The sequence below is a fragment of the Streptomyces typhae genome, from assembly GCF_009755605.1.
GTDB classification, from domain to species: domain Bacteria; phylum Actinomycetota; class Actinomycetes; order Streptomycetales; family Streptomycetaceae; genus Streptomyces; species Streptomyces typhae.
Window position 1 is genome coordinate 363,088 of sequence record NZ_WPNZ01000004.1, and the last position, 25,932, is coordinate 389,019.

At 73.0% G+C, this 25,932-nt stretch carries 21 protein-coding genes and 1 tRNA gene; 6 read left to right on the top strand and 16 right to left on the bottom strand.

Going from position 1 to position 25,932, the window contains the following annotated elements; genetic code table 11:
* Positions 1-14 precede the first annotated feature (14 nt).
* Complete coding sequence (locus GPA10_RS09990) at positions 15-890, bottom strand: GNAT family N-acetyltransferase (RefSeq protein ID WP_157165147.1); 876 nt, start codon at positions 888-890, stop codon at positions 15-17.
* Between the two features lie 137 nt (positions 891-1,027).
* Positions 1,028-1,783 carry a TetR/AcrR family transcriptional regulator gene (locus GPA10_RS09995; protein ID WP_157165148.1) on the bottom strand — a complete coding sequence of 252 codons (756 nt, stop codon included), beginning with the start codon at positions 1,781-1,783 and terminating at the stop codon, positions 1,028-1,030.
* A 150-nt stretch (positions 1,784-1,933) separates the two neighbouring features.
* On the opposite strand from GPA10_RS09995, the gene GPA10_RS10000 reads away from it, so the two are divergent.
* Together GPA10_RS10000 and GPA10_RS10005 are read left to right on the top strand one after the other, a co-directional pair.
* Entirely contained in the window at positions 1,934-3,031 is a 1,098-nt protein-coding gene (locus GPA10_RS10000) for a medium chain dehydrogenase/reductase family protein (protein ID WP_157165149.1), read from the top strand.
* A gap of 302 nt (positions 3,032-3,333) precedes the next feature.
* On the top strand, positions 3,334-5,271 hold the full coding sequence (locus GPA10_RS10005) for an ABC transporter ATP-binding protein (protein WP_246258967.1): 1,938 nt from the start codon (positions 3,334-3,336) through the stop codon (positions 5,269-5,271).
* On the opposite strand, the gene GPA10_RS10010 is transcribed toward GPA10_RS10005, so the two are convergent.
* The 9 genes from GPA10_RS10010 to GPA10_RS10055 all read right to left on the bottom strand — a co-directional run bounded on the left by GPA10_RS10010 (position 5,231) and on the right by GPA10_RS10055 (position 14,382).
* Complete coding sequence (locus tag GPA10_RS10010; RefSeq protein WP_198351556.1) at positions 5,231-7,261, bottom strand: helix-turn-helix domain-containing protein; 2,031 nt, start codon at positions 7,259-7,261, stop codon at positions 5,231-5,233. The genes GPA10_RS10005 and GPA10_RS10010 overlap by 41 nt on opposite strands.
* A gap of 25 nt (positions 7,262-7,286) precedes the next feature.
* Positions 7,287-8,897, bottom strand: a complete 1,611-nt coding sequence (locus GPA10_RS10020; RefSeq protein WP_157165151.1) for an MFS transporter — start codon at positions 8,895-8,897, stop codon at positions 7,287-7,289.
* A gap of 209 nt (positions 8,898-9,106) precedes the next feature.
* Positions 9,107-9,892 carry a 3-hydroxybutyrate dehydrogenase gene (locus GPA10_RS10025; protein ID WP_198351557.1) on the bottom strand — a complete coding sequence of 262 codons (786 nt, stop codon included), beginning with the start codon at positions 9,890-9,892 and terminating at the stop codon, positions 9,107-9,109.
* 203 nt (positions 9,893-10,095) lie between these two features.
* Positions 10,096-10,581 (bottom strand): phospholipase, encoded by a 486-nt coding sequence (locus GPA10_RS10030; protein ID WP_157165153.1) that lies wholly within the window; start codon positions 10,579-10,581, stop codon positions 10,096-10,098.
* A gap of 464 nt (positions 10,582-11,045) precedes the next feature.
* The gene (locus GPA10_RS10035; protein ID WP_157165154.1) at positions 11,046-11,312 is read right to left on the bottom strand and encodes a hypothetical protein; all 267 of its coding nucleotides are present in this window, start codon (positions 11,310-11,312) and stop codon (positions 11,046-11,048) included.
* A 19-nt stretch (positions 11,313-11,331) separates the two neighbouring features.
* Positions 11,332-11,886, bottom strand: coding sequence for a hypothetical protein (locus GPA10_RS10040; RefSeq protein WP_157165155.1), 555 nt, complete (start codon positions 11,884-11,886; stop codon positions 11,332-11,334).
* A 13-nt stretch (positions 11,887-11,899) separates the two neighbouring features.
* Positions 11,900-13,483 carry an asparagine synthase gene (locus GPA10_RS10045; protein ID WP_157165156.1) on the bottom strand — a complete coding sequence of 528 codons (1,584 nt, stop codon included), beginning with the start codon at positions 13,481-13,483 and terminating at the stop codon, positions 11,900-11,902.
* A gap of 85 nt (positions 13,484-13,568) precedes the next feature.
* Positions 13,569-13,751, bottom strand: coding sequence for a hypothetical protein (locus tag GPA10_RS10050; protein ID WP_157165157.1), 183 nt, complete (start codon positions 13,749-13,751; stop codon positions 13,569-13,571).
* Between the two features lie 259 nt (positions 13,752-14,010).
* Positions 14,011-14,382, bottom strand: coding sequence for a hypothetical protein (locus tag GPA10_RS10055; RefSeq protein ID WP_157165158.1), 372 nt, complete (start codon positions 14,380-14,382; stop codon positions 14,011-14,013).
* Between the two features lie 142 nt (positions 14,383-14,524).
* On the opposite strand from GPA10_RS10055, the gene GPA10_RS10060 reads away from it, so the two are divergent.
* A complete protein-coding gene (locus tag GPA10_RS10060) occupies positions 14,525-15,874 on the top strand; it encodes an NsdA family TPR-like regulatory protein (RefSeq protein ID WP_157165159.1) in 1,350 nt (449 codons plus the stop codon).
* Between the two features lie 663 nt (positions 15,875-16,537).
* On the opposite strand, the gene GPA10_RS10065 is transcribed toward GPA10_RS10060, so the two are convergent.
* Positions 16,538-16,611 (bottom strand) — tRNA-Pro (locus GPA10_RS10065).
* A gap of 136 nt (positions 16,612-16,747) precedes the next feature.
* Between GPA10_RS10065 and GPA10_RS10070 the strand changes: the two genes are divergently transcribed.
* The 3 genes from GPA10_RS10070 to GPA10_RS10080 all read left to right on the top strand — a co-directional run bounded on the left by GPA10_RS10070 (position 16,748) and on the right by GPA10_RS10080 (position 20,522).
* Positions 16,748-17,353 carry a DUF309 domain-containing protein gene (locus GPA10_RS10070; protein ID WP_157165160.1) on the top strand — a complete coding sequence of 202 codons (606 nt, stop codon included), beginning with the start codon at positions 16,748-16,750 and terminating at the stop codon, positions 17,351-17,353.
* 51 nt (positions 17,354-17,404) lie between these two features.
* Positions 17,405-18,220, top strand: a complete 816-nt coding sequence (cobF, locus tag GPA10_RS10075; protein WP_343040610.1) for a precorrin-6A synthase (deacetylating) — start codon at positions 17,405-17,407, stop codon at positions 18,218-18,220.
* 151 nt (positions 18,221-18,371) lie between these two features.
* Complete coding sequence (locus GPA10_RS10080; protein ID WP_343040611.1) at positions 18,372-20,522, top strand: MDR family MFS transporter; 2,151 nt, start codon at positions 18,372-18,374, stop codon at positions 20,520-20,522.
* A 38-nt stretch (positions 20,523-20,560) separates the two neighbouring features.
* Here the strand turns inward: GPA10_RS10080 and GPA10_RS10085 are convergent, their stop codons facing one another.
* From GPA10_RS10085 to GPA10_RS42325, 4 genes are all read right to left on the bottom strand, one after another.
* Positions 20,561-21,322, bottom strand: coding sequence for a sulfite exporter TauE/SafE family protein (locus tag GPA10_RS10085; RefSeq protein WP_157165262.1), 762 nt, complete (start codon positions 21,320-21,322; stop codon positions 20,561-20,563).
* Complete coding sequence (locus GPA10_RS10090) at positions 21,319-22,506, bottom strand: thiolase family protein (RefSeq protein ID WP_343040612.1); 1,188 nt, start codon at positions 22,504-22,506, stop codon at positions 21,319-21,321. Before GPA10_RS10090 ends, GPA10_RS10085 begins: the two co-directional genes overlap by 4 nt.
* Before the next feature lie 176 nt (positions 22,507-22,682).
* Entirely contained in the window at positions 22,683-24,017 is a 1,335-nt protein-coding gene (locus GPA10_RS10095) for an NAD(P)/FAD-dependent oxidoreductase (protein WP_246258968.1), read from the bottom strand.
* Positions 24,018-24,024: 7 nt separating this feature from the next.
* Positions 24,025-25,698 (bottom strand): FAD-dependent oxidoreductase, encoded by a 1,674-nt coding sequence (locus GPA10_RS42325; RefSeq protein WP_246258995.1) that lies wholly within the window; start codon positions 25,696-25,698, stop codon positions 24,025-24,027.
* Positions 25,699-25,932 lie beyond the last annotated feature (234 nt).

Sequence of the window (25,932 nt, forward strand, 5' to 3'; positions counted from 1 at the left end):
CCGGCGGTCCGCGCTCAGCCGAGTTCCAGCGTGGTCACTCCGAACACCTTGTCCTGCGCGAACTCCCGCACCGGGCCCGTGTACATGCGGGCGGTGGCGAACGTCGGCTTCATGCCGCGGGCCTCGGCCAGGGCGACGGCCCGCGCGTTCGTCTCCGGCACGTCCATGGCGACGGGCGTGCCGCCGGTCCCGGCCGCCAGCGCGTCGAGCAGCGCCTCGGCGTCCGCGCGGGTGTCGGCGAACAGCGGGCCCACGCGGGGCCCGTCGAGCGCGGGGCGCAGCACCCCGTACCCGGTGACGCGCCCGTCGGTGACGCTCGCCAGGGCGCGGTGGCCCGGCGCCTTCAGCCAGGCGTCGAGGAAGCGCGGCCGGTCGGCGGGGCAGCAGGAGCTGTCGTACGCGGCGACGGCCGCCGGGTCCACCTCGGCGACGGGCCTGATGTGCCCGCTGTGCCCGGACGCCGCGCCCTGCTGTCCTGCGGGGCCGACGTAGCGCACGTTGCCGTGCGCGCGCTCGAAGCCGGAGCGGCGGTAGTTGTCCTGCTGTGCCGGTACGCCGTCCAGGCCCACGACCCGGTCCCCGGCGTGCGCGAGCGCGGCCCGCCAGGTCGCGATGCCGTGGCCGTGGCCGCGTACGTCGGTCCTGACCAGGTAGAAGCCGAGGAAGGCGTACGCGGCGTCGTAGGTGACCACGGAGATCGCCGAGACGGGCTCGCCGTCGACGCGCCCCACGAAGAATCCCGCCGGGTCCTGCGCGAAGAAGGCGGCCGCGTCCCCGTAGCCGGGATTCCAGCCCTCCTGCGCGGCCCAGTCGGTGACCAGGCGCCAGTCGTCGGGCGTCGCCGTCGAGACGACGAGCCGTCCGGCCTGTGCGGGAACCGCGTTCTCCATCGGCACACCTTCCTCGGCTTCCTCAGTTTGCTCAGTGGTACGCCCCCGTCGGACGGTTCCGCGCGGGCGGGCCCGGTCCATCCTGCCCCGCCGCGCACGCCGTCATCCGGCCCGCCGAGCCGATCGAGCCGTCCGGGTCAGTCGGCGGGCAGCCCCAGCGCGTCCGCCAGGTTCTCCATCTCGGCGTGCAGCAGCGTGCCGGGGCGGTGCCCCATGCCCCCGAACAGGCCCTGCACCTCCAGGCCGACGACGCCGTGCAGCCGGGCCCAGGCCGTGACCGTCCCGGCGAGGGCGGTGGCCGCGTCGGCGTCCGGCGCCCAGCCCTCGACCCACTGCTGGACGGGCGGGCTCCCGTTCAGCCAGCACCGCATCTCCGCGCGCAGGTCGAGCGCCGCGCCCCGGCAGTCGCCCTGCCCGAGCACGCCGAGCAGCGGCCCGAGGACGGCACGGGCGCGGTCGGCGGTCTCGGGCGGCGCCTGGTAGCCGGGGGACGGGGTGCCCGCGAGGAGCTGGTAGACGTGCGGCGCGCCGGTGGCCCAGGCGCGGAAGGCGGTGGCGAGGGCGTGCAGCCGCTGCCGGGGCGGGGCGCCCGCGGCGCGATCGGCGGCCGCGCGCATGGCGGCGGCCGCGTCGTCGTAGCCGTCGCAGATCAGCTCGGTGAGGAGGTCGTCGCGCCCGCGGAAGTACTTGTAGAGGGCCGGTCCCGTGAGGCCGAGCCCCTTGGCCACGGCGTTGAGGCTGAGCGCGGGGGCGCCGCCGGCCCTGATCTGCTCCAGGGCGGCGGCCTTGATCTCGGCGCGGACCTGGTCGCGGTAGCGGCTGCGGGGCGAGGAGGCCTTGCCGCTGCCGTGTGCGTCGTCCGAGCTGCCCGAGCTGCCGAAGCTGCCTGCCATGGCACCGGCCCTCTCTCGACTTCCAGCTGGAGTTAGAGATTCTAACTCGCGAAAGAGGTGCCTTGACAGGCGTCGGCGAGCGGAGCATGCTCGTCGAGTTAGAGCCTCTAACGAACGCTAGAGCAACGCCCACACGAAAGAGGATGAGCCATGCGTACGAGCGAGCAGCGGCCCACGGCCGTCGCGACCGAGATCGTCCTGCCCGGCGCCGTCGAGCCCGAGGGCCTGGAGGTCCGGCACGTCGGCACCCCCGCCCCCGGCCCCGGCGAGGTGCTGCTCGCGATGGAGGCCACCGGCGTCTCGTTCGCCGAGCAGCAGATGCGCCGCGGGAAGTACTACGACCAGCCGAAGTTCCCCTTCGTGCCCGGGTACGACCTGGTAGGACGGGTCGCGCGGACCGGCCCCGGGGTGGACCCCGCGCTGACGGGACGGCGGTACGCGGCCCTGACGAAGACCGGCGGCTGGGCGAGCCACGTCGTGGTGCCCGCCGCGGACCTGGTCGAGGTGCCGGACTCCGTGCCGTCGGCCGACGCCGAGACGCTCGTCGTGAACGGCGTCACCGCCTGGCAGATGCTGCACCGCACGGCCGGGGTCGAGGCGGGCGACACCGTCGTCGTGCTCGGCGCGAACGGCGGCGTCGGCTCCACCCTGGTCCAGCTCGCCCGGATCGCCGGGGTGCGGGTGATCGGCACGGCCTCACGGCGCCACCACGACCGGCTGCGCGACCTCGGCGCCGTCCCCGTCGACTACCGCGACCCGGATCTGTACGGGCGGCTGCGCGGCCTCGCCCCCGACGGAGTGCGCGCGGTCTTCGACCACGTGGGCGGCGAGGGCATCGTGGACTCGTTCCGGCTGCTCGCCCCCGGCGGCACCCTGGTGTCGTACGGCACCGCCTCCACCCGGGACGTCGCCGGATCCTCCAAGGCCCCCGTCCTGAAGCTCTTCGCGCGCCTGACGCTGTGGAACGCGCTGCCCAACTCCCGGCACGCGCACTTCTACAACATCTGGGCCGGCCTGCGGAACGCCGACGCCTTCCGCGCGCGCCTGCGCACCGACCTCGGTCAGGTGTTCGCACTGCTCGCAGCGGGCAGCATCCAGCCGCAGGTCGCCGCGCGCATCCCGCTCTCACGGGCCGCCGACGCCCTGCGCCTCGCCGAGTCCGGCACGGTCGCGGGCAAGGTCGTCCTCGTACCGGACCGCACACCGCACGAGGAGCCCGCACCGGAACCCGCACCGACGGGCCGGTGACCTCATTCCGGCCACATCATCAACTAGCGCCAATACAGGGCTCTTTCAGACATTCGTACGAAATTTTCGTCCGCCATGCACCGTTGCACCGGTCTCCTCGACAGGATCGACAGAAGCGACAGGCCGTCCGGTCAACCGTGCCGGACGGCCGGCGTCACCTGGGAGGAACTTTGGTACGTCATTCCCGTCCGGCCCCCCGACCGACAGGAGAGTCGTCAGGAGGGCGATCGACAGGAAAATCGACAGGCAAGCGGCGGCACGCCCCGCCGTCCCCACCCGAACAGCTGCTCTTCGGCGGGCGGTTGCGCAGCTCCTGGGGGTGGACCGCACACGAGGGGGCGCGCCTGAACGCCTCGTTCCTCTCGATCCTGCGGCAGATCCCCACCCTCTTCCGGCACACCGTGTCGCTGGCCTGGCACGCCGATCCGTGGGCGCTCGTGGTGGTCGCGGTGGCCCAGCTCGGCCAGGCGGCGGCGACCGCGTTCGGGCTCCTCGCCACCAACCGCGTCCTGGTCTCCCTGTTCGCCGCGGGCCCCACCGCCGACCGGGTGCGCGAGGCGCTGCCGTCCCTGCTGTGGGTGGCCGCGGCCAGCGCGTTCGCGGCGACGCTGCGCGCCGTGTCGTTCGCGGCGACGGGACGCCTCGGACCCAAGGTCGAACGGCTCGCGGGCCTGTCCATGATGGAGCAGGTCATCCGCGTGGAGATGGAGCACATCGAGCGCTCCGACTTCCACGCGGCCCTGGACTCGGGACAGCACGGGCAGACCGCCGCCCGCCGTCTCATCGAGCACACCCTCGGCATCGTCGAGGCCCTCATGGCCCTGATCGCCGTCAGCGGCGTCCTCGCGGTGCTGCACCCGGTGCTCCTGCCGCTCCTGGTCGCCGTGGTGGTGCCGAAGGCCTGGGGCACGGTCCGGGCGGCGCGCCGCACCTACGAGTCGGTGCAGATCTGGCTGGAACACGTACGTCAGCAAGGGGCGCTGCGGCGACTCCTCATCTCGCAGCGGGCGGCGCCGGAGCTGCGCGTGCACGGCGCGGGTCCCTTCCTGCTCGACCAGTTCGACCAGATGGCGGCGCAGGCCGCGGACGAGCAGACGCGCCTCGCCCACCTGGAGGCCCGCACGGAACTGGCCACGTCCGCCCTGTCGGGCCTGACCGCGGGCGCCACCTACGCCGTGCTCGGCTGGCTGCTCACGCACGGTCAGCTGCCGCTGGCCGCGGGCGCGACCGCCGCCCTGGCCCTGACCAGCGGCACGGCGGGGCTGCGCCGGATGGTGACGCACATCCACCATCTGTACGAGCAGAGCCTGTTCATGAACGACCTGATCCGCGCCCGCGAGGAGGCGCGGCGCCGGGCCATCCCCGCCACCGGCGCCCCGGTGCCCGAGCCGCCCGAGGTGATCGCGTTCGACCGGGTGACGTTCCGCTACCCCGAGCGGGCGGCACCGGCGCTCGACGACGTGTCCCTGACCATCCGCAAGGGTCAGGTCGTCGCCCTGGTCGGCGCGAACGGGTCGGGCAAGACGACCCTGAGCAAGCTTCTCGCGGGCCTGTACCTGCCGACGTCGGGCACCGTGAGCTGGGACGGCACCGACCTGCGCGCGCTGCGCCGCGACGACGTCTTCGCCCATGTCGCCCTGGTCCTGCAGAACTTCAAGCAGTGGCCGTTCACCGCCCGCGCCAACGTGGCCATCAGCCGGCCGGACGCCATCCACGACACCGCCCGCCTGGACGCCGCCGCCGCGTACGCCGACGCGCACAGCGTCCTCGCTGACCTCCCGCACGGCTGGGACACCCTGTGCGAGAAGGGCTACGAGGGCGGCGTCGACCTGTCCGGCGGGCAGTGGCAGCGCGTCGCCCTGGCCCGCGCCTACTTCCGCGACGCCGACATCCTCATCTGCGACGAGCCGACCAGCAGCATGGACCCGGCCGCCGAGATCGACGCCTTCCACAAGATCCGCGCCCTCGCGTCGAAGGACCAGACGATCGTCCTGGTCACGCACCGGCTGCACAGCGTCAAGGAGGCCGACGTCATCTACGTCCTCGACGAGGGCAGGCTGGTGGAGCACGGCGACTTCGCGACCCTGATGTCCGCCGACGGGCCGCAGGTGTTCCGGCGCCTGTTCGAGCTCCAGTCGCACCAGTACCGCACGGACACCCTCGACGGCGTGCCCGCGCAGCGGATCCGGTCCCGCGACGCTATGCCGGACCAGTCCCCGGCGGCCGGGACAACCGGATGAGCCGCAGCGCCAGCTGGATCTCCAGGGCCCGCTCGGGGGCGTTCCAGTCGGGCCCGAGCAGCCGGGCGGCGCGGTCGAGACGCTGGACGACGGTGTTCACGTGCACGTGCAGCGCGTCCTTGGCGCGGACCAGGCTTGCGCCCGCGGCGAAGTAGGCCTCCAGGGTGCGTACGAGTTCGGTGCCGCGCCGCTCGTCGTAGTCGATGACGGGACCGAGCACCCGGCGGACATGGCCGTCGACGTCCCCGCGGTCGCCCAGGAGCACGCCGACGAAGCCGAGGCCGGCGAGGCTCGCGCCGTCTCCCGTGCGGCCGAGGGCGGTGAGCGCCTCCAGGCAGCGCAGCGCCTCGGCGTGCACGGCGGGCAGCCCCGCGGGCGCCGCCGCGGGTCCGGCGGCGCCGCACGTCACCGGGGCGCCGACGCACTGGCCGAGGTCGGCGGCCAGGCGCTCGGCGAGCGGACCGGGGGCGGCGGTGGGGGCGAGCAGGACGACCTGGCCCCCGTGGGGTCCGGCGAGACCGCGCAGGGTACGGGCGCGGCGGGCCGCCTCCGTCGTGAGACGGCCGCGCAGGCCCGGGTCGCAGTGCAGGACGAGCACGGACGTGGGCTCGCCGAGGTCGACGCCGAGCCGGCGTGCGCGCAGGGCCAGGCTCGCGCCGCGCCGCGGGTCGGCGGCGTGCGCGGCGGTGAGCAGGTCGTCGAGGAGCTCGCCGCGCACGCGGTCCTCCGCCTCGGCCACCGAGCGGCGCAGGAGCAGCAGCAACGCCGTGTCCAGGCTGGCCCGTTCGAAGAGCCTGCGGTCGCTGTCGGGCAGGTCGGCCCTGCCGCTCAGCGTGAGGGAGCCGAGCGGTTCGGGTCCGGCGAGCACGGCGGACACCCAGACGCCGTCGACGCGCACGGCACGCCCCGCGGCGCGGGACGCGGCCACACCGCGCGCGGGCGGGGCCGGTGACGCGGCGCCCACGCGGGCGAGTTCGGTGCCTTCGGCGTCCTGGACGACCAGGCCGCCGCCGAGGAGCGCGGCTATCTCCGCGGCCAGGTCGGACACGTCGCCGCCGCGCAGCACCAGGTCGGTGAGGCGGTCGTGGGTCTCGGCCGCGCGGCGCATGGCCTCGCTCTGCGCGCGGGCGGTGGCCGTCGCCGCGTTGAGCTCCACCAGGGTGGCGCGGGTCTCCTCCAGGAGGCGGGCGCTGTCGATGGCGACGGCCGCGTGGTCGGCGAGGGAGGCGAGCAGCGCGATCTGGTCGGGTGCGAAGTCGCGCGGCGTCCGGTCGGCCGCGTACAGGACGCCGATGACGCGGCTCCCGACGCGCAACGGCACCCCGAGGATGCCGCGGAGGCCCTCCTCGCCGACGCCCGCGTCGATGGTGGCGGTGTGCCGGAAACGGGTGTCGCTGCGGTAGTCGGCGCTGGCGTAGGGCCGGGCGGTCTGGGCGACGAGGCCGCCGAGCCCCTCCCCCATGCCGAGCCGCAGCTCCTGGAACCTCGCGGACGTGCAGCCGTCGGTGACCCGCATGTAGGTGTCGCCCGCCGTCGGGTCGTTGAGCGTCAGATACGCCACGCCGGTGCCGAGGAGCAGCCGGGCGCGGTGGACGATGGCGCGCAGGACCGCGTCGAGGTCGCTGAGCGCCGCCAGGTCGCCCGCGGTGTCGAAGAGGGCGGACAGTTCGGCCTCGCGCCGCCGGTGCTGGTCGAGGGTCCCGCGGATGCCGAGTGCCGCCTCGGTGGCCTCCTCGACGCAGGCCAGTTCGGCCGGGCCCGCCCCCGCGTCCCGGGCCGCAGCCGCGGCCCGGGTGAACTCCTCGGCGGGTGCGTGCCGTCCGAGGAGGTCCAGCAGGTCCCGCAGGGCGGTCACGGCGGGGTCCGCGGTGCTGCCGGTGCCGCCCGTGCCGCCCGTGCCGCCGGTGCCGCCCGTGCCGCCGGTGCCGCCGGTGCCGCCGGTGCCGCTGTAGGCGGATTGCTGGGCGGTGCGGGGGCGGGGGGTGGCCATGCGGGTGTCGCCTTTCGCGCGCTGCTCAGGAGGGTTCGCCGGAGCGTACTGCCGCCTCGCCGGTTCGGGCCGCGGGGGCGGCCGGGGGCGCGGGCACCGCGGTGTGCCCGGCGGCTTCGGCGGCTCGGGCGGCTTCGGCGGCTCCGGCAGCTCGGGCGGCTCCGGCAGCTTCGGCGACTTCGGCAGCTTCGGCGACTTCGGCAGCTTCGGCGGCTCGGACGGCTTCGGCGGCACGCAGGTCGCGGCCCCGGGTCTCGCGGGCGAGGGCCACGGTCACGGTGGTCACCACGGCCGCCAGGGCCAGATACACGGCGACGGGCACGGACGAGTCGTACTCCTTCAGCAGCTCCACGGCGATGATCGGGGCGAGCGCGCCCGCGACGATCGAGGCGAGCTGGGAGCCCATCGAGGCGCCGGAGTAGCGGACCCTGGTGTCGAACATCTCGGAGATGAACGCCGCCTGCGGCCCGTACATGGCGCCGTGGAACAGCAGCCCCACCGTCACCGCCGCGGTGATCACGGCGAACGACTCGGAGTCGACGAGCGCGAAGAACGCGAACGCCCACAGGGCCATGCCCACCGAGCCGACGAGCGTCACCGGCCGCCGCCCGATCCGGTCCGAGAGCGCGCCCCAGGCCGGGATGGCGGCGAAGTGCACGGCGGAGCCGATGAGGACGGCGTTCAGGGCGGTGCTCTTCGGCAGGTCCAGATGCTTGGTGACGTACACGAGCACGAACGACGTCAGTATGTAGTACGAGATGTTCTCGCCGAACCGGGTGCCGATGGCGGTGAGGACCTGCCGCCAACTCCTGCGGAACACCTCCACGACGGGCGGCTCCTCCGTCTCGCCCCGCGCGGCGGCGGCCTCCGCCTTGGCCCGCGCCTCCAGGAAGACCGGGGACTCGGACACGGAGAGCCGGATCCACAGGCCGACCACGACCAGGACACCGGAGAGCAGGAACGGCACGCGCCAGCCCCACGACTGGAAGGTGCTCTCGGACTGCACGGCGGCGAGCAGCGCGAGGACGCCGGTGGCGAGGAGGTTGCCGCCGGGGGCGCCCGACTGCGGCCAGGAGGCCCAGAAGCCGCGGTGCTTGTCGCCGCCGTGCTCGGACACGATGAGCACGGCGCCGCCCCACTCGCCGCCGAGCGCGAAGCCCTGGACGAGCCGCAACATTGTGAGCAGCACTGGCGCGCCGACGCCGATCGCGTCGTACGTGGGCAGCAGCCCCATCGCGAACGTGGCACCGCCCATCAGGAGCAGACTGAGCACGAGGAGCTTCTTGCGTCCGACCTTGTCCCCGTAGTGGCCGAAGACCACGCCGCCGAGCGGCCGGGCGAGGAAGCCGATCGCGTACGTGATGAAGGCGATCAGGGTGCCGGTGAGCGGGTCGGCGGTGGGGAAGAAGAGATCGTTGAAGACGAGGGCGGCGGCGGAGCCGTACAGGAAGAAGTCGTACCACTCGATGGTGGTGCCGACGAGGCTGGCACCGACGATGCGGCCGATGCCGGGCTTGCGGCCTGCGCCGGGCTCGTGGCCTGTGCCGGGCTCGTGGCCTGTGCCGGGCTCGTGGCCTGTGCCGGGCTCGTGGCCTGTGCCGGGATTCCGGCTTGCGCCGGGCTGGGGACGCGCCATGGGGTTCACCGTGTTCTCGGTCGTGGGTCGGTCGGGGAGGTCGCCGCGGGGACGGCGGTGGGCGAGCGGGCGGGCAGGCGGAGGGAGCGGGCCTTCCGGCGGCGGCAGCGGCCGTGCGGACGGAGGGAGCGACCCTTCCGGCGACGGCAGCGGCCGTGCGAGCGGAGGGAGCGACCCTTCGGGCGGACGGAACGGCCGTGCGGGGCGGTTCAGTTCGCCGTCCAGCCGCCGTCCATCGTCAGGGAGGTGCCGGTCACGAAGCCGGAGTGGGGACCGCACAGCCACAGGGCGGCCGCGGCGACCTCCTCCGGCTCGATGAGCCGCTTCATGGGCGAGCGGGCGAGCAGCACGTCGGAGACGACCGCCTCGTCGCTGACGCCGTGGGCGGCGGCCTGGTCGTGGATCTGCCCCTGCACGAGCGGGGTGCGGACATAGCCGGGGCTGACGCAGTTGCTGGTCACGCCGTACGGGGCGCCCTCGACGGCGGCGACCTTGCTGAGCCCCTCCAGGGCGTGCTTCGCGGCGACGTACGCGCTCTTGTAGGCACTGGCGCGCAGGCCGTGGACGGAGGAGATGTTGACGACGCGGCCCCACCCGCGGGCGTACATGTGCGGCAGGCTCTGCCGCAGGAGCAGGAACGGCGCCGTCACCATGACCTGCTGGACGAGCGCGAACCGGGCCGGCGGGAACTCGGTGAGCGGGGCGACGTGCTGGAGTCCCGCGCTGTTGACGAGGACGTCGACGCCGGTGGGCAGCGCGGCGACGGCGTCGGCGTCCGCGAGGTCGACGACGTGCGCGTGGCCGCCGACGGCGTCGGCGACGGCCTTGGCCGAGGCGGCGTCGATGTCCGCGACGTGCGTCTCGGCGCCTGCCGCCGCCAGGGCGGTCGCACAGGCCCGGCCGATGCCGCTGCCGCCGCCGGTGACGAGGGCGACGCGCCCGCGCAGGTCGGCGCCGGGCGCCGCGGGGATGGGGTGGTCGGGTGCGCTGGTCATGGCGGGAAACATAGGGTCGCCGGGCGGGGCCGCCCATGTGGGCGGGGACCACAGCTGCGACGGGTTTCATGGTGTGCGACGCCATGACGGACGCGGGGTGTGGCGAGGGAGGTTCAGGTGCTGGGGCCGCGCGGGGCGCCGCTCCGTGGCGCCGGGGGCCACAGCCGACCCCCGGCGCGTGACGGCCGGAGCCGTGGCGGAACCTACGCGGCCGCTCTGCCGTCGACGGCCGAGGAGCGGCCGAGCTTGTCGACGGCCTGGTAGTAGGTCCAGGCGAGACCGTCGCACGACGTCTTCTGCACGCCGGTGTAGCGGGCGCACACCCGCTTGAGGTCGGCGTAGAAGGCGCTGTCGACGCGCGCCTTGTTGGCGTCGAAGGAACCCGCCTCCTTGTAGTTGCGGTACCCGAAGTCGTGCCGGGCACAGGACGTCTGGAAGGGGAAGCCGAAGGGGTTGTCGGGGGACGAGGAGCAGTAGTCGGTGCTCCAGTTGAACCGGTACGCGCTCCACGCGCCCTGGTTGTTCCTGGCGGCGACCCAGGCGTTGTAGCTGCCCGCGTCGGTCTGGGTCCAAGTGCTGAGCACCCGCCCCTTGTCCGCGGGGACGGCGGCGGCCGGGGACGCGGCGAGCCCGGCCCCGAGGGTGAGGGCGGCAGCGCTTACTGCGAGAGCGGAAAGTCGACGACGCATGGGTGGGGGTCCTCCCGTTGAGTGGTGCACGAAGACGAACGTGGGGGGCGTGCCACGGGCCGCCGTACGCGCACGGCCCGCGCCTCAAGTGATCACCACCGACCCGTCGGCCGGTGGTCGGGCGCGTCGCGCGGAGCTGTCGATCCGATGACCGGTTCGGTCCGAGCGGCATCTTTCCTATACGGCACGGGAGTTGACGCCAAACATGTCAAGGGGCCGGTCGTGCGAAGTGGGGGCGGAGGGGGGTGCGGTGGGGCTTCGCTTGGTGGGGTGTGCGCTGCGGATGTGCGCGGCGGGCGCCGCGGATTACGGTCCGTAGCGAATGGGCTCGCTACGGACCGTCTCTGTCCTGGCCCGCATTCGGACTGCCCCAACTGCCCCCTCGCTTGCATGACGGCGCGAAGCCGACAGATTCACCGACGGATGACTTCCACTGGTACAGCCCAGGCACCGGACCCGCCGGCTTAAAGTGCACCGAACAACGCGACGCCCTGTTCCGAGAGCACCGCGCAGCGAGATCCCTGAGGAATGTGGGCGAGGTGGCTGCCGTTGCCGCACCTCAGTTCCGCGACGGCCTCGCCCGTCAGGGAGCCCAGCAGTTCGACGCCGGGCCCCGGCGCGTCGCGAAAGTGCCAGTACAGGACTGGTTCTTGTCCGGTGCGGGTGGCGGCGCGGGCGTCCCAGGCTTTGCGGTTGAACGCGGCGTCATGCTCAGTGACTGTGCTGGGCATGCGTGCGGCTCCCGAGGAGTCAGGTGAAGGTGCCGGCGGAGGCGGTGGTGACGGGCAGGTGGTCGAGTTCCTCGGCCTTGCGGGCCAGGAGGTAGGCGGGGTGGCCTCCTCGCTCGGTTTCGTGGATGAGGTCGAAACCCTGGTGGTCGCGGTAGTAGCGCACGAGTCCGAGGTGTCCGCAGCCGCGCCGCACCCAGAGCTTCCCGGCGCGGGCTGCGTGAGCCAGAGCCCACCAGGCCATCAGGGTGCCGGGCTTGGCGGCCCGGTAGTCGGGATGGGTGAAGGTGGTGGCCAGGAAGAGCGCGGGCTCGGCGCGCTCACCATCGGTCCATCCCCATGCGGGGGTCTGGTCGTAGAGGCTGGTGAAGCCGATGGACTCGCCCTCGGGAGAGAGCAGAACCCAGACAGGGGTGTGGCCGTTCCCGGCCTGTGCGGCGATCTGTTCAGCCCGGCCGTCTTCGAGGAGGTCCACACCGCCGACCTTGCCCGTGCGCAGCATCCAGGCGGCGCGAGCGCGGATCAGGTCGGCGTAGGCGGCACGGTCGTGGGCGGTGGCGGGACGCATCACATACATGTTCTTGAGGCTCTCAGTTGTGGGCGGCGCGGTGGGCGAGGTCAGCGGCGACGACGTCGGCGAGGCGATCGTCTGTGGCGCGGATGTCGCCGGATTCGATGCGCGTCAGGGCTTGCGTGAGGGTGTCGGCGTCTACGAGCTTGGCGTCGAAGAGGGGAGATCCCTGATCGAGTAGGCGTCGTACCTGTGCAGGCAGGGTGGTACGGATCGCGGTGTTCATGACGTCGGTGAAGTTCTCCGGCAGGGGTGGCTCGACGACCAGTTCGGACAGGCCCAGGGCGGTCAGGCGGCGGCGGTGCAGGCACTTGCGGGAGCGCCAGGGGCGGGGCAGCCACTCACCGAAGCGGATCATGCCCGGATCGGCAAAGGGGTGCAGGGGCCAAATCCCGGCCTCGAGCAGCAGTGGCGCGGCGGACGCCATGGCGAGCAGGGTCATTTCGTTGACGACGGCGGGCGGGCAGGTGTCCCCGTCCACGTCCATGAGAGCCTCGCGGGCGGCGGGGCCGAGCCATTCGGTCATCGCGTGCCCCGGGCCGACAGGTGGGTGCGGTGCTTCCTGCGGGGTGAGGGCGACCATCTCGTCTCCTCCGATCCCGGTGACCACGGTACGGATGCCGGCCCCGGCCAGTTGGTAGATGAGGGCGGCGGTGGACTCGTGGTAGGGCTCCTCGTAGGGGTAGACGTATCCGCTCAGGGCACGTCGTCCGTCTGGGTGCAACGGTGGCAGGGCCGGCGTGGTGATGTCGGTGCGAAAGCGCCCGATGCGGAGCATCTCGGCACGACGTGTGCGCTGCTGCCTTCCCATGGGTCCCGGGAGCAGCATCGCCGAAGCGATGATCCTTCCGGGGTGACGCAGTGACAGGTGGGTGCCGATGACGGCCGAGTCGAAGCCGCCCGAGACGTGCGCGCTGGTGGTGTCCGGGTCGTAGAGGTGCCGGTCGAGCACCGCATCGAGCATGTTGGCGTATGCGGTCAGTACATCGGCGTCGTCGGCGAGAGTGCGAGCCTTGGAGTGCAGCGCCGGGGCCGGCTGTTCGAAGCGGACCGGTCCATAGCCGTCGTAGCGGGCGGTTGTGCGCTCGGTCAGCCGGTACAGGCCGGTGAAACAGGTGTGATGGCTGTAGCGGAACCACAGGCTGAGCAGTCGCGCCGTCTCGGCCACATGGAATTCCACGCGAGGCATGCGTTTGACAAGTTCGGCCGTGGTCCACGACCCGTGCAGCACACCATCGGCGGCAGTCAGATACAGCGGGGCGGTACCGCGTTCACCGGCCGTGACGCTGACCGTGCCGTCGGGCGCAAGATCGATAGCGATGAAGTTCAGGGGCCAGGCCAAGAGCTCCGCGCGAAGCAGGCGGAAGGCAGTGGAGGCCAGCTCCACTACGGCACGTCGCGCATCGCCTGCGCGGTGAGCGTCACGCTCGCGGACATGGACAAGCGACTGTCCGGTGTCGCGGTCCGTAAGGGCGATCGCATCCAGGGACGGATGATCGAGCGGGGCGACCCACGACGGGCCGCACTGCAGGCGGGAGTTGTTCCACGCCCAGCCGCCCGCCTCGCGGCTCAGCAGGGCGGGTTGAATGCGCAGTTTGAGCACGGGTCCTCCAGGAGGCGCGATGCAGGGCCCGGCCGGGCGAGGTCTGGGCCTGACCGGGCCTTGCAAGTACGGGCGCTGGGGCGGGTCAGACCTTGAGGCTGTCGTACTCGTGGTTGGTGTCCGAGGAACCTGCTTCCTTCTTGTAGGCGAACCGGGTTGCCAGATCAGGGATCTCGAACTGGGCGCGGTCGGTGAACAGCGGGCCCAGATCGATGCCGCCGAGTGTGGTGGTTTGCAGGCTGGTGGACTGGTCCAGGCTTTGCTTCACGATGGGTTCCTTTCGTCAGTGGTGCTTCGGGACAGGCGGATCTGCCCGCAGGACCCCGTACCGGACCACCTCGCAGAGGAGCGAGAGCGGCCGGTCAGGCCCGGCACGGGAGTTGGAGCAAGCGTCAGGCGTCCGCCAGGGTGTGGATGAGGAGCAGGCTGAAGGCCATCTCGACCGTCGATGCCAGCACCGTGGTGATCACCGTCTCGGCCAACTTCCAACGCACCGGGCGCCGAGAACGGCCGGCACCCCCGGTGGTTCACCACGTCGGCGCCATCGCGTTCTTGAGCAGACGGCACGCTCCGGCGAGGAGGTAGAGCCGGGCGGCGGGGTTGGTGAAGGCACCGGTCTGGTGGTCGTGATGAACGGATCTGGCGTGGCCGATGCTGTCGGCGACGACATCGCGAGCACGTTGCTCGGCAGGACTACGTCCCGACATGCGGCCCAGGTGGTACTCGGCGGGCGTGATCAGCGCGGCCAGGTAGGTGGCCAGTTCGGCGGCCACGGCGTCGGCGAGGACGCTGCTGGGGTCAGCGACGGCGAGTCCTTCGGCGCGGTGGACGGCAATGTCGACGAGGGCCAGGTCCACGGGGTCGCTGCTCTGATGGTGAGGGGTGGTGATAAGGGTCACCGTGGGCTCCTGGGGTGGACGAGATGGTTCCGTCTGGTTCCTTACGTACAGCCAACTACCGGTCACGCTGCGCGGGTACCGTGAAGGAAGAGCGCGCACGTAAACGCCGTAAAAGCTGTCGGAGCTGGCGGGAGAATCACTCATGGCAGGCACCACGCGTACGCCGAACACCAGGCTGGCCAACCTTCTTGACCAGGGGCAATGCCAGCGCGAGGAGCTCGCCCGCGCCGTGAACCGCATCGGCGCCCTCGCGGGGACGCCGCTGACCTACAGCGGCCAGTCCGTTTCGATGTGGCTGCGCGGGCACCAGCCAAAGCAGCAGGTCAGGGCGATTGTGGTGGCCGCCCTCTCCGAAAAACTCGGTAGGCCCATCACGCACGAGGAAGCGGGCCTGACCCTCCCCACGTCCGCCGACAGCTCGCAACGCCTCGACGCTGTAGAGGAGTTGATCGACCTGGGAAGGGCGGACATGGATCCCTCTCGACGCGGCGTTCTCGCTGCGGGTGTCTTCACCGCGGCGCTGGCCGTGCCCGTCTTCGGCGCGGCGGCGGCGCACGCCAGTGATCCGGTCGCACCGGGCAAGGCCACTACACGGATCGGCGGCTCGCAGGTCGCCTCGGTGCGGCGCACCACGGTCAGGATCGCGGACATCCTGGACGAGGACGGTGCAGGCCACGCGCGGCCGATGGCGGCCGCATTCCTGGTGAATACGGTAGGGCCGTGGATGAAGGCGCAGGCGTCGGGGCCCGTCGCTGCTGACATGAAGGCCGCAGCCTCGGACCTGACGTATCTGACCGGCTGGATGGCGATGTACGAAAAGGACCACGCCGCCGCGCAGCGCTGGTATCTCAAAGCCCTCTCTCTCGCGGACGAGGCCGGGGATCATGTGACGTACTGCCGCACGCTGCGGGGCATGTCGTTGCAGATGACGAGCCTGCGCCACGGCCGCAAGGGGCTGGAGTTCGCCGACAGCGCCGCCGAGGCCGCACGGCAGGCAGGTCCTCGCCTGGTGGCCTTCCTGCGCGGCCAGCAGGCCCATGCCGCATCCATGGTCAAGGACCGCAGGCAGGCCCACACCCGGCTGAGCGAGGCCGAAGCCGCACTGTCCAAGGCCGACAACCGGCGTGACGCGGTGGGTGGATACGACCGCACCGCCTGGCTCTTCCACCTCTCGCACGTCCTGTACGAAGAGCGGGACCTGCCCGGCAGCATCAAAGCACTCCAGGACTCCATCAAGGTCCAGCCGGCACAGGAACGGCAGGGCCGCGTGCACTCCTACGCCTTGCTGGCCCAGCGGCAGCTCGCCCACGGGCATCTGGATGCGGCGTGCACCTCCTGGAACCGCTTCCTGGACGAGTACGAGCTCGTCTCTTCCGCGCGCGGCGACGAGCATTTCGGGACGATGCGCCGAGAGATGCGGGCACATGCCGGAGCCCGGCCAGTAAAGGAACTGGCGTGCCGGGCGCGGGAAGTCGCTGCTGTCAAGGCCTGACGGCGGCGAGGGAGCGGAAAAGCTCAGCGGATCAGCCCGGACCGCCCTTGCTCCGCCGGCAGAGCCCGCCCAAGCGGCTCAGCGGAGCGGTGCAGACGAAACCCCGGTCCAGGGCGGCAACGTGGCGCTGACAGGCTGAGCGAGAAGCTCGACGATTCGCTTCTCGACAACAGTGAGGTACGCGGCTCCGTGACAGCATCTGCCATCCTGCTCCTCTGGCATCTCACGAGCCGAAGACCCTCAGCGGTCGCCGCCTTCCTCAAGCATGGCGAGCACGCCCCAGGCTCCCTGGCGCGCGGCCCCGGCCACGCCGGGAGGGACACCACACCTGCCCGGAGTATCTCTGTACAGCGCCCTATGGACGCCAACACCCACTTACGCCGTGGCAAGGGCCCCCACAGGAGCAGGCGCCCCCGAACCGGCACCGCCTCCGACCTGCACCGCATGGGGTCGGTGAAAGCCGTCAAGGGGTCGAGTGGGAGCACGGCCCCACGACGAGTAATCGGACAAGGGGGGCGAACAGCGCGACCCCTTGCCTCGTCCACCGGACCAGCCAGCTGAGATGCTCCCTGGGAGCGCAGGGAGCCGCTCCCCGCTCCCAGAACTGCTCCCAAAAACGAAGTAGGGGCCATCCGAAGATGACCCCTACCTGCGACGTTTCCGTCGGGACGACAGGATTTGAACCTGCGACCCCTTGACCCCCAGTCAAGTGCGCTACCAAGCTGCGCCACGTCCCGGTGCGTGTCCCTGCGGTGTCCCGCGTGATCACGCAGGTAGAACTCTACCGCACGTCACGGGGTGGTCCGGCGCGGTGTCGGTGGCCCGTGGGGGTCCCGGTCTGCCCCGGTGTGCGGGGCGCGGGAGAATCGGGGCATGAGTGGTGCACTTGGGCGGGATCGGGACGCGGAGGGGCGGGCCCGTAACGCCCGGCCGCGGGATGGGCTCGGGCGGCCGTTGCCGTACGGCTCCGAGGGTGTCGAGCGGCAGCCGGAGGGTGTGGTGCGGGCGCCCCGGGACAGCGTCGCGGAGGCGCAGGCGCTGCTCGACGCCGGGCGGCCCTTCCACGCCCACGAGGTGTTCGAGGACGCCTGGAAGTCCGGGCCCGAGGAGGAGCGCGGGCTGTGGCAGGGGCTCGCCCAGGTCGCCGTCGGCCTGACCCACGCCGCCCGCGGCAACACGAAGGGCGGGGCCCGGCTGCTGCTGCGCGGGGCGGGGGCCGTCTCGGGCTGGGCGGGGGACGAGCCGGGGCGGCAGCGGCCGTACGGGATCGATGTCCCGGGCGTGGTGGCCTGGGCGCGGGACTTGGCCGCGCGCCTGGAAGGGCTGGAAGAGGAAGAGGAGGAGTACGCGGCGGAAGGTCGGACTCTGGACCCGGCTGCCTGCGCACCGCGGCTCGCCCCGAAGGACCAGGGGGGCGAGAGGGATCGAGGGGGCCAAGGGGATCAGGGGGGCCACGGGGATCAGGGAGACCAAGGCTGAGCCGAGGGGGTGCGCCGCGCCCCCTGCCCCCGCGTACGGCACACTCACCCCGTGCGAAAGATTCATGTCATCGGCATCGGCGCGGGCGACCCCGAGCAGCTCACCCTTCAGGCGGTCAGGGCGATGAGGGACACCGAGGTGTTCTTCCTGGTCGGCAAGGGTGAGGAGAAGGACGATCTCGTGGCCCTGCGGCGCGGGATGCTGGCGGCGCACCGGCCGGACGGGGCGTACCGCGTCGTCGAGGCGCGCGACCCCGAGCGGGACCGGGGGGCCGAGGGTGCCCGGTACCCGGGTGCCGTCGACGCGTGGCGTGCCCGCCGTGCCGAGATCTTCGCGCGGCTCATCGGCGACGAGCTGGGGCCGGACGGGACCGGGGCCTTCCTGGTGTGGGGCGACCCTGCGCTGTACGACAGCACGATCGCGGTCCTGGAGGAGGTGCTCGGGCGCGGCGGCGCCGCCTTCGACTACGACGTCGTACCGGGTGTCAGCAGCGTCTCGTCGCTGGCCGCGCGCCATCGCATCGGGCTCAACCGGGTCGCGCGGCCCTTCCAGGTCACCACCGGCAGGCGCCTCGCCGACGAGGGCTTCCCGGAGGGGGTGGACGACGTCGTGGTGATGCTGGACGCCCGGCAGGCCTTCCTGCGCTTCGTCGACGACGGGAACGACGGGGACGGCCTCGGCCTCCACATCTACTGGGGCGCCTATCTCGGCACTCCCGACGAGATCCTCGTCTCCGGCCCGCTCTCCGAGGCCGCCCCGCGCATCCAGCGGCTGCGCGCCGAAGCCCGTGCGCGCAAGGGGTGGATCATGGATACGTATCTGCTGCGGCGCTCCATCGCCGACACCGGCGCCCCCGGCGACGGCTGACCGTACCGCTCCGTCCCCGGCGACGGCTGACCGCACCGCCCCGTCCCCGGCGACGGCTGACCGCACCGCCCCGTCACCGGACCGGACAGCCCCGTCACCGGACCGGACGGCCCCGCATGCACCCCGGCACAGCCGGTGTGAGGGTGAGGCTGTGACCGTTTCCGATCAGTCCACGACCGCAGCAGAGCAAACGGCCGCAGCGGAGCAAGCGGAGCAGGGGCCGCCCGTCCTCGACAAGCGTCGGCGCAATGTCGTGTTTGTCACGATCATGCTGGGTGTCCTACTCGCCGCTCTCGACCAGACCATCGTAGGCACCGCTCTGCCGACGATCGTGTCGGACCTCGGCGGTGCCGAGCACATGTCGTGGGTCGTGACCTCGTATCTGCTCGCGGAGACCGTGGCGACGGTGCTCGTCGGCAAGTTCGGTGACCTGTTCGGCCGCAAGATCGTCTTCCAGGTGTCGGCGGTCGTCTTCATCACCGGCTCGTTCCTTTGCGGCCTCGCCACGAACATGACGCTGCTCATCGCCTGGCGCGCGCTCCAGGGCATCGGCGCGGGCGGGCTCATGGTGACGGCGATGGCGCTGATCGCCGACGTCATCCCGCTGCGCGAGCGCGGCAAGTACCAGGGCGCGATCGGCGCGGTCTTCGGCGTCTCGACGGTGATCGGGCCGCTGCTCGGGGGCCTCTTCACCGACCATCTGACCTGGCGCTGGGCGTTCTATGTGAACGTGCCGATCGCGATCCTCGTGGTCGTGGCGGCGGCGCGCACGATCCCCGCGGTGAAGTCCGCCTCGCGGCCCGTCATCGACTATCTGGGCATCGCGCTCGTGGCCCTCGGCGCGAGCGCGCTGATCCTGGCGACGAGCTGGGGCGGCAACGAGTACGCGTGGGGCTCGGGCGTCATCATCGGCCTGTTCGCCGGCGGGCTGCTCGCCCTCGCCGCGTTCTGCGTGGTGGAGACGCGGGCCGCGGAGCCGATGCTGCCGATGCGCCTTTTCGCGAACCCGGTCTTCACCGTCTGCTCCGTGCTCAGCTTCGTCGTCGGCTTCGCGATGCTCGGCGCGATGACGTTCCTGCCGACGTATCTGCAGTACGTCGACGGGGACTCGGCCACGATCTCCGGTGTGCGGACGCTCCCGATGGTCGTCGGGCTGCTCATCGCGTCGATCTTCAGCGGGAACGTGGTCAGCAGGACGGGCATCTACCGGATCTTCCCCATCGTGGGCGCGCTCGTGATGGCGCTCGGCCTGTATCTGCTGTCGCTGATGGGCGGCGACACCAGTACGTGGCTGGAGTCCCTGTACATGTTCGTGCTCGGCGTCGGCATCGGTCTCTCCATGCAGGTGCTCACGATCGCCGTGCAGAACACCGTCGCGTACGCGGACCTGGGCACCGCGACGTCCGGTGTCACCTTCTTCCGGACGCTCGGCAGTTCGTTCGGTACGGCCGTCTTCGGCACCATCTACGCCAACACGCTGGCGCCGAACCTGCGTGAGGGGGTCGCGGCGGCCGACCGTACCGGGACGGCGCCGCCGGATGTCGTCGCGAAGGCGTCGCAGAGTCCGCAGTCGCTGCACGACCTGCCGGGCGCGGCCGCGGCACCCCTCATCAAGGCGTACGCGGACACGTTGCAGACAGTGTTCCTGTGGACGGTCCCCGTCGCCCTCGTCGGTTTCGTGGTGGCCCTGTTCCTCAAGCAGGTCGAGCTGCGCGACAGTGCGCGGATGAGCTCGTCCGACCTGGGTGAGGGCTTCGCGTCGCCGCAGGCCGGCGACCCGGCGCGGCTGCTCGAACTCGCCGTCGGCAACATCATGCGGTCCAAGGGGCCGGGGACCGCGCGCGCCGTCGTCCAGGCGTCCGACACGCGCCTCGACATGGCGGGGGCCTGGGCGGTGATGCAGGTCGAGCTGTTCACGCGGCTCGTCGGGCACGCCAATCTGCATCTGATCGCGGCCCGGCGGCAGCTCCCGCCCGAGGTGCTCGTGCCGGTCTTCGACCGGATGACCGAGGAGGGGTACCTGACCCGCACCGGCACCATGTTCCAGCATACGGCGGCCGGCGCGCGCGAGGCCCGGGTGATCGGCAGGGCGTGGGCGTCCTGGCTGCGCGAGCAGCTCCGCGAGGACGGCGGGGCGGGATGGAGTGCCCTGGAGGACATCGCGGCCGAGGGCGACGGGAAGCTCTGGGAGGCCGTCGACGCGATCGCCAAGCGGCTGCTCGCGGAGGACCTCGCGCAGGGGCTCGCCCTGGGAGGCGGAGGGGGACGAGGGGCCCACCCGGCGCCGGTGACGGCCGCCTAGGGCCGGCGGGCCCCACGGCCGAGGGGCGCTTGCGGGCCTCAGCGCAGCAACAGCTGGAGACCGCCGAGCACCGTCGCGCCGATCACGAGTTGCTCGAAGAGCCGCTGGTCGATGCGGTGCACACAGGCCCTGCCGATGAGCGCGCCCGGGATCACGAACAGGACGAGCGCCGCGTCGAGCAGCAGCGAGGGGCCGTCGATGAGGCCGAGGCCGACGCTGAACGGCACCTTGGACGTGTTGACGATGAGGAAGAACCACGCCGACGTGCCGAGGAAGCTCAGCTTCTGGAAGCCCGCGGAGAGCAGATACATCGACATCACCGGGCCGCCCGCGTTGGCGACCATGGTGGTGAAGCCGCCGAGCACCCCGTAGGAGGGCGCGACGGCCCGGCTCGCCCGCTCCCGCGCCGCCCCCGCGTCCCGGGCGGCGGCCCGCTCGGCCGACCTCCGGCGCCACACCGTGACGGCCGCCATGAACAGCAGGATCGCCCCGATCGACGTACGCATGACGGCGTCGTCGGCGAACAGCAGGAACACCGTGCCCACCAGCACGCCCGCGCCGACGGCGGGGAACAGCCGCCACAGCGTGGGCCAGTGGGCGTGCCTGCGGTAGGTGAGGACGGCGAGGACGTCGCCGAAGATCAGGACGGGCAGGAGCACGCCCGTGGACGCGCGGGCCGGGAGCACCGCGGCGAAGGCGGCCAGGCTGATCGTGTTCGCGCCGCTGACGGCGGTCTTGGAGAAGCCGACGAGCCCGGCCGCCAGAGCCAGGACGGCGAACTCCCAGACGGTGATCGTCAGTCCCGCTCGACGAGCAGGGCGGTGCCCTGGCCCACGCCCACGCACATCGTGGCGAGGCCGCGAGTGGCGCCCGTACGCCGCATGCGGTGCAGGAGCGTGGTGAGGATGCGGGCGCCGGAGCAGCCGAGGGGGTGCCCGATGGCGATGGCGCCGCCGTCGGGGTTGACCAGGCCGGGGTCGATGCCGAGTGCGTCCACGCAGGCCAGGGCCTGGGCGGCGAACGCCTCGTTGAACTCGGCCTCCTGGACGTCGGCGACGCTCCAGCCGGCCCGGCGCAGGGCCTTGCGGGTGGCGGGCACGGGGCCGAGCCCCATCACGTCCGGGTGCACACCCGCGGAGGCGCCCGCCGCGTACCGGCCGAGGGACTCCAGACCGAGGTCGTCGAGGGCCTCCTCGCTGACCAGGAGGAGGCCTGCCGCGCCGTCGTTCATCGGCGACGCGTTGCCCGCCGTGACGGTGCCGCCCTGCCGGAACACCGGCCGCAGGGCGCTGAGTCTCTCGTACGAGGTGTCCTCACGGATGCACTCGTCGGCGTCGACCACCGTGCCGTCGGGGGTCGTGACGGGCAGCAGTTCGGCGTCGAAGCGGCCGTCCTTGCGGGCGGCGGCGGCGCGCTGGTGGCTGCGCAGGGCGAAGGTGTCCTGGCGTTCGCGGGAGACGCCGTGGCGGGACGCCACCTCCTCGGCGGTCTCGCCCATGGAGAGGAGCCCGTGCAGGTCCTTCATCCGCGGGTTGGTCAGGCGCCAGCCGAGGCGGGTGTCGACCGTCTCCATGCGGTGCGGCAGCGCCTCGTCGGGGCGGGCCACGACGAAGGGGGCGCGGCTCATCGACTCGGAGCCGCCCGCGAGCACGATGTCGGCGTCGCCCGCCGCGATGGTGCGGGCCGCCGCGGTGACCGCCTCCAGGCCGGAGGCGCACAGGCGGTTGACCGTGGCGCCGGGAACGGAGTCCGGGAGCCCTGCGAGCAGGACCGCCATGCGGGCGACGTTGCGGTTGTCCTCGCCCGCCTGGTTGGCGGCGCCCCAGTAGACGTCGTCGACGCGGGCCGGGTCGAGCTGCGGCAGGTCGTCGAGCAGTCCGCGGACGACGGCGGCGGCGAGGTCGTCGGGGCGGACGCCGGACAGCGCTCCGCGGAGCTTTCCGACGGGGGTGCGGCGGGCTGCGGCGAAGTGGACGGTGCGCACGGTGGGGCTCCGGATCTGCTGCGAGGGGCTCGGTACGCGGAATCAGCGGAAATTAGCGGTGCTAGTTTCGGAGTGTAGGCGGTGGCGGTGGGTTACGGAACCACAGGGAGCCACCTGGCCGGACCCTCCCCCCGGCGGACGCGACCGCCGTGCCCGGCCTCGCGCGACCGCAGTCCTCAGCCACGCTCCACCGCCACGCGCAGCGGCCCTCCGCCCGTGTCGGCGCGCGGGAGCCACGACGCGTCCAGGGTCCAGGTCCGGCCGGGGGCCCGGCGTCCCCAGGTCCGTTCGCGGTGCAGCACGCGGCCGTCCTGTTCGACGACCAGGACCGGGTGGGTGAGGAACTCCGTGGCGCGCAGGAGGAACCGGCCGCCCACGGGGCGCGGGCCGTCGGGCGCGAGCCGGTTGGGGGTCACCCAGTGCAGCGGCGCCGCCGCCTCGACGACGGGGCCCGGGTCCGGCCACAGGCCGGAGCGCAGGAAACGGCGCACGGCCGCCGCTGCGGCGGTCCCCTCCGCCGCCACGGCGCCCGCGTCCGCCACCGCGTGCAGCAGGTTGCCGGCCGCGAAGACGCCGGGCAGGGCGGTGCGGAACGCCGCGTCGACGGCGGGGCCGCGGGTGCCCTCGGCGAGCGGCACCCCGCCGCGCCGGGCCAGCTCGTGGTCCGGCACGAAGTCGCCGGTGAACACGACCGTGTCGCAGGCGACGTGCGTCTCGCGCCCGGAGCGGTGCCGCAGCCGCACGCCCGACAACCGGCCCCGGCCGGTCAGTTCGGCCACCGCGGTGCCGGTGAGCAGCGGCACCCCGCGTACGAGCCGGGCCCCGGCGGCCCGCCACGGCGCTGTCTCGTGCCGGGGCCGCCACGTCACCTGGGCGACCACCTCGACGCCCGCGCGCCGCAGCGTGTCGAGGGCCGCGTACGCCACCGGCTCCGCGCCGACGACGACCGCGCGGGTGCCCACGGGGCGGCGGTAGAGGTGGACGTCCTGCTGGAGTTCGCCGGTGGTGTAGACGCCCGCGGGCCGGGTGCCGGGGACCAGGCGGGCACTGCGCGGGCGTTCGCGGGCGCCGGTGGCGAGGACGACGGCCCGCGCGGTGACGCGTTCGAGGCCGGTGGAGGACGTGGTGTCCAGGGTCAGCGGGCCCGCCCAGCCGGTGGCGGTGACGCCGGTGCGCAGCGTGGCGCCCGCACGCACGGCCGCGTCGACGCACCGCTCGGCGTACCGCGGGCCGCTCGTACCGAGGCCCCGCAGCCCGGGGAGCCTGCGGTGGGCGGGAAGGCCGGACGGGTCCCCGGCCCCCGGCCCGCCCCGTACGGCTCCGGCGTCACCGAAGCCCCCGTGGTGGCAGTGGCGCGGGATGCCCCCGGCGCGCTGCTCCCGCTCCAGGATCTCCACACGGCCCGCGCCCGTCCCGGCGAGGGCGGCCGCGGCCGCGAGTCCCGCGGGACCGGCGCCGACGATCAGCACGTCGACGGTGCGTTCGTGGCGCATCGCCCCTGAAGCTCTCATCACGCTCTCATCGCCCCTCCGGTCGGCCGCGGTCCTCGAGGAGTCGCCGTACCTCGGGGCCGCAGTAGAAGCCCTGGCAGCGGCCGCCGCGCGCGCGGGTGCGGCGGCGCAGCCCGTCGACCGAGACGGGCGGGACCGTGCCGGTGAGGGCGTCCCTGATCTCGCCGCGGGTGACGCGCTCGCAGTGGCAGACGACGGTGCCGTACTCCGGGTCGGCCGCGATCAGGTCGGCCCGCTGGTACGGGCGCGGGAAGCGCTCCCCGAGGTTGGGCATGGCGACGGGCGGCAGGTCCCGCGGCGGGCCGCCCAGGTCGAGCCCGCAGTCGGCGAGCAGCTCCGTGACGTGGGCGGCGATGGCCAGCGACGCCGTCAGGCCGGTCGAGCGGATGCCGCCGACGGTGACGTAGCGCTGCCCCCGCCGGGCGTGGATGCGGTAGTCGTCGTCCTCGGTGGCCGCGCGCAGCCCGGCGTAGACGGTGGTGACTTCCTCGTCGAGGAGCGCGGGCAGGATGCGTGCGCCCTGCTCGCGCAGACGGTGCAGGCCCTCGGCGGTGGACTCGGTGGCTTGCTTGTCGTCGAGGTCCTCCGCGGTGGGGCCGAGCAGCACGTTCCCGTACACGGTGGGCGCGACGAGGACGCCCTTGCCGAGCGCCGTCGGCACGGGCAGCAGGATGTGCCGGACGAGGTCGCGGGCCAGCTTGTCGAAGACGATGAGCTGGCCGCGGCGCGGGGTGACCGTGAAGGTCTCGTGGCCGAGCATGCGGTCGACGGTGTCGGCGTGCAGCCCGGCGGCGTTGACGAGGTAGCGGGTGCGCAGGGGGCCGCGTGTGGTGGTGAGCGTGTGCAGGTCGCCTGCCGGCGGAGGCGCGGCGCCCGGGGTGTCACCGGCACTCCCGGCACTTGCCGCGCTTCCGGCGCTTGCCGCGCTTCCGGCACTTCCCGTGCCTCCCGCGCTAACGGCGCCTCCCTCGCTCCCGGCACTCCCGGCGCCTCCCGTGCCTCCTGCGCGCCCGGTACCTCCCGCACTTCCGGCACCTCCCGCACTCCCGGCGCGCCCGGTACCTCCCGCACTTTCGGCACTCCCAGCGCCTACCGCACTTCCGGCGCTCCGCCCCTGGCCCACCGCCTCCACCGCCTCCACGCGGCAGTTGAGGTGCAGGTCGACCCCGGCCCGTACCGCCTGTGTCACGTACGCGAGCGGGGTCGTCCAGGGGCAAATGATGCTCTCGCCAGGGACGTCGAGGGCGCCGAGTGCCCCGGGCCCCAGGTGGGGTTCGCGGGCGCGGACCTCGGCGGCGTCCAGGAGCGCCGCCTCCTCGTAGCCGTTGCGCTTGGCCTTCTCCAGGAGGCCGGGGAGGGCGGCGAGCTGGTCCTCGTCCCAGGCGACGAGGAGCGCGCCGACCGGCTCCACGGGGATCCCGCAGGCGGCGGCGTACGCGGTGAGGCGCCGGTACCCGTCCTGGACGAGCCGGGCCTCCAGCGACCCCGGCACCGCGTCGAACCCCGTGTGCAGGATGGCCGTGTTGGCCTTGGACGTGCCCTCGCCCACGTCGTCCGACGCCTCCACGACGGCGATCCGGAGCGGGTGCCGCGCCAGCTCCCGGGCGATGGCGGTGCCGACCACACCGGCGCCGACGACGATGACGTCGTACGGGACGTGCGGGCCGTACGGAACGTGCAGGTCGTACGGGTCATGCGGGTCGTACGAGCCGTGGCCGTACGGGCCACCACGCGGCGCGTCATACGACTCACGCGCGTCGTACGAGTCGGCGCTCGGGGCGAGCGGACCGGTACGCGTGACCCGGCCGGGAACGCCGCCCCGCCGCGCCTCACCGGGATGCACGCTACCAGGATGGGCGTCACCGCGATGCGCCTCAGCACCCCGTACCGCGTGGGCACCCCGTACCGCGTCCCC

Excerpts from the sequence above, each read along its gene's own strand:
- GPA10_RS10040 (WP_157165155.1), bottom strand. The coding sequence starts at position 11,886 with ATGTATGTGATGCGTCCCGCCACCGCCCACGACCGTGCCGCCTACGCC.
- GPA10_RS10000 (WP_157165149.1), top strand. The coding sequence starts at position 1,934 with ATGCGTACGAGCGAGCAGCGGCCCACGGCCGTCGCGACCGAGATCGTC.
- GPA10_RS10060 (WP_157165159.1), top strand. The coding sequence starts at position 14,525 with ATGGCAGGCACCACGCGTACGCCGAACACCAGGCTGGCCAACCTTCTT.
- GPA10_RS09990 (WP_157165147.1), bottom strand. The coding sequence starts at position 890 with ATGGAGAACGCGGTTCCCGCACAGGCCGGACGGCTCGTCGTCTCGACG.
- GPA10_RS09995 (WP_157165148.1), bottom strand. The coding sequence starts at position 1,783 with ATGGCAGGCAGCTTCGGCAGCTCGGGCAGCTCGGACGACGCACACGGC.
- GPA10_RS10095 (WP_246258968.1), bottom strand. The coding sequence starts at position 24,017 with ATGAGAGCTTCAGGGGCGATGCGCCACGAACGCACCGTCGACGTGCTG.
- GPA10_RS10010 (WP_198351556.1), bottom strand. The coding sequence starts at position 7,261 with ATGGCCACCCCCCGCCCCCGCACCGCCCAGCAATCCGCCTACAGCGGC.
- GPA10_RS10070 (WP_157165160.1), top strand. The coding sequence starts at position 16,748 with ATGAGTGGTGCACTTGGGCGGGATCGGGACGCGGAGGGGCGGGCCCGT.
- GPA10_RS10025 (WP_198351557.1), bottom strand. The coding sequence starts at position 9,892 with ATGACCAGCGCACCCGACCACCCCATCCCCGCGGCGCCCGGCGCCGAC.
- GPA10_RS10035 (WP_157165154.1), bottom strand. The coding sequence starts at position 11,312 with ATGCCCAGCACAGTCACTGAGCATGACGCCGCGTTCAACCGCAAAGCC.
- GPA10_RS10030 (WP_157165153.1), bottom strand. The coding sequence starts at position 10,581 with ATGCGTCGTCGACTTTCCGCTCTCGCAGTAAGCGCTGCCGCCCTCACC.
- GPA10_RS10020 (WP_157165151.1), bottom strand. The coding sequence starts at position 8,897 with ATGGCGCGTCCCCAGCCCGGCGCAAGCCGGAATCCCGGCACAGGCCAC.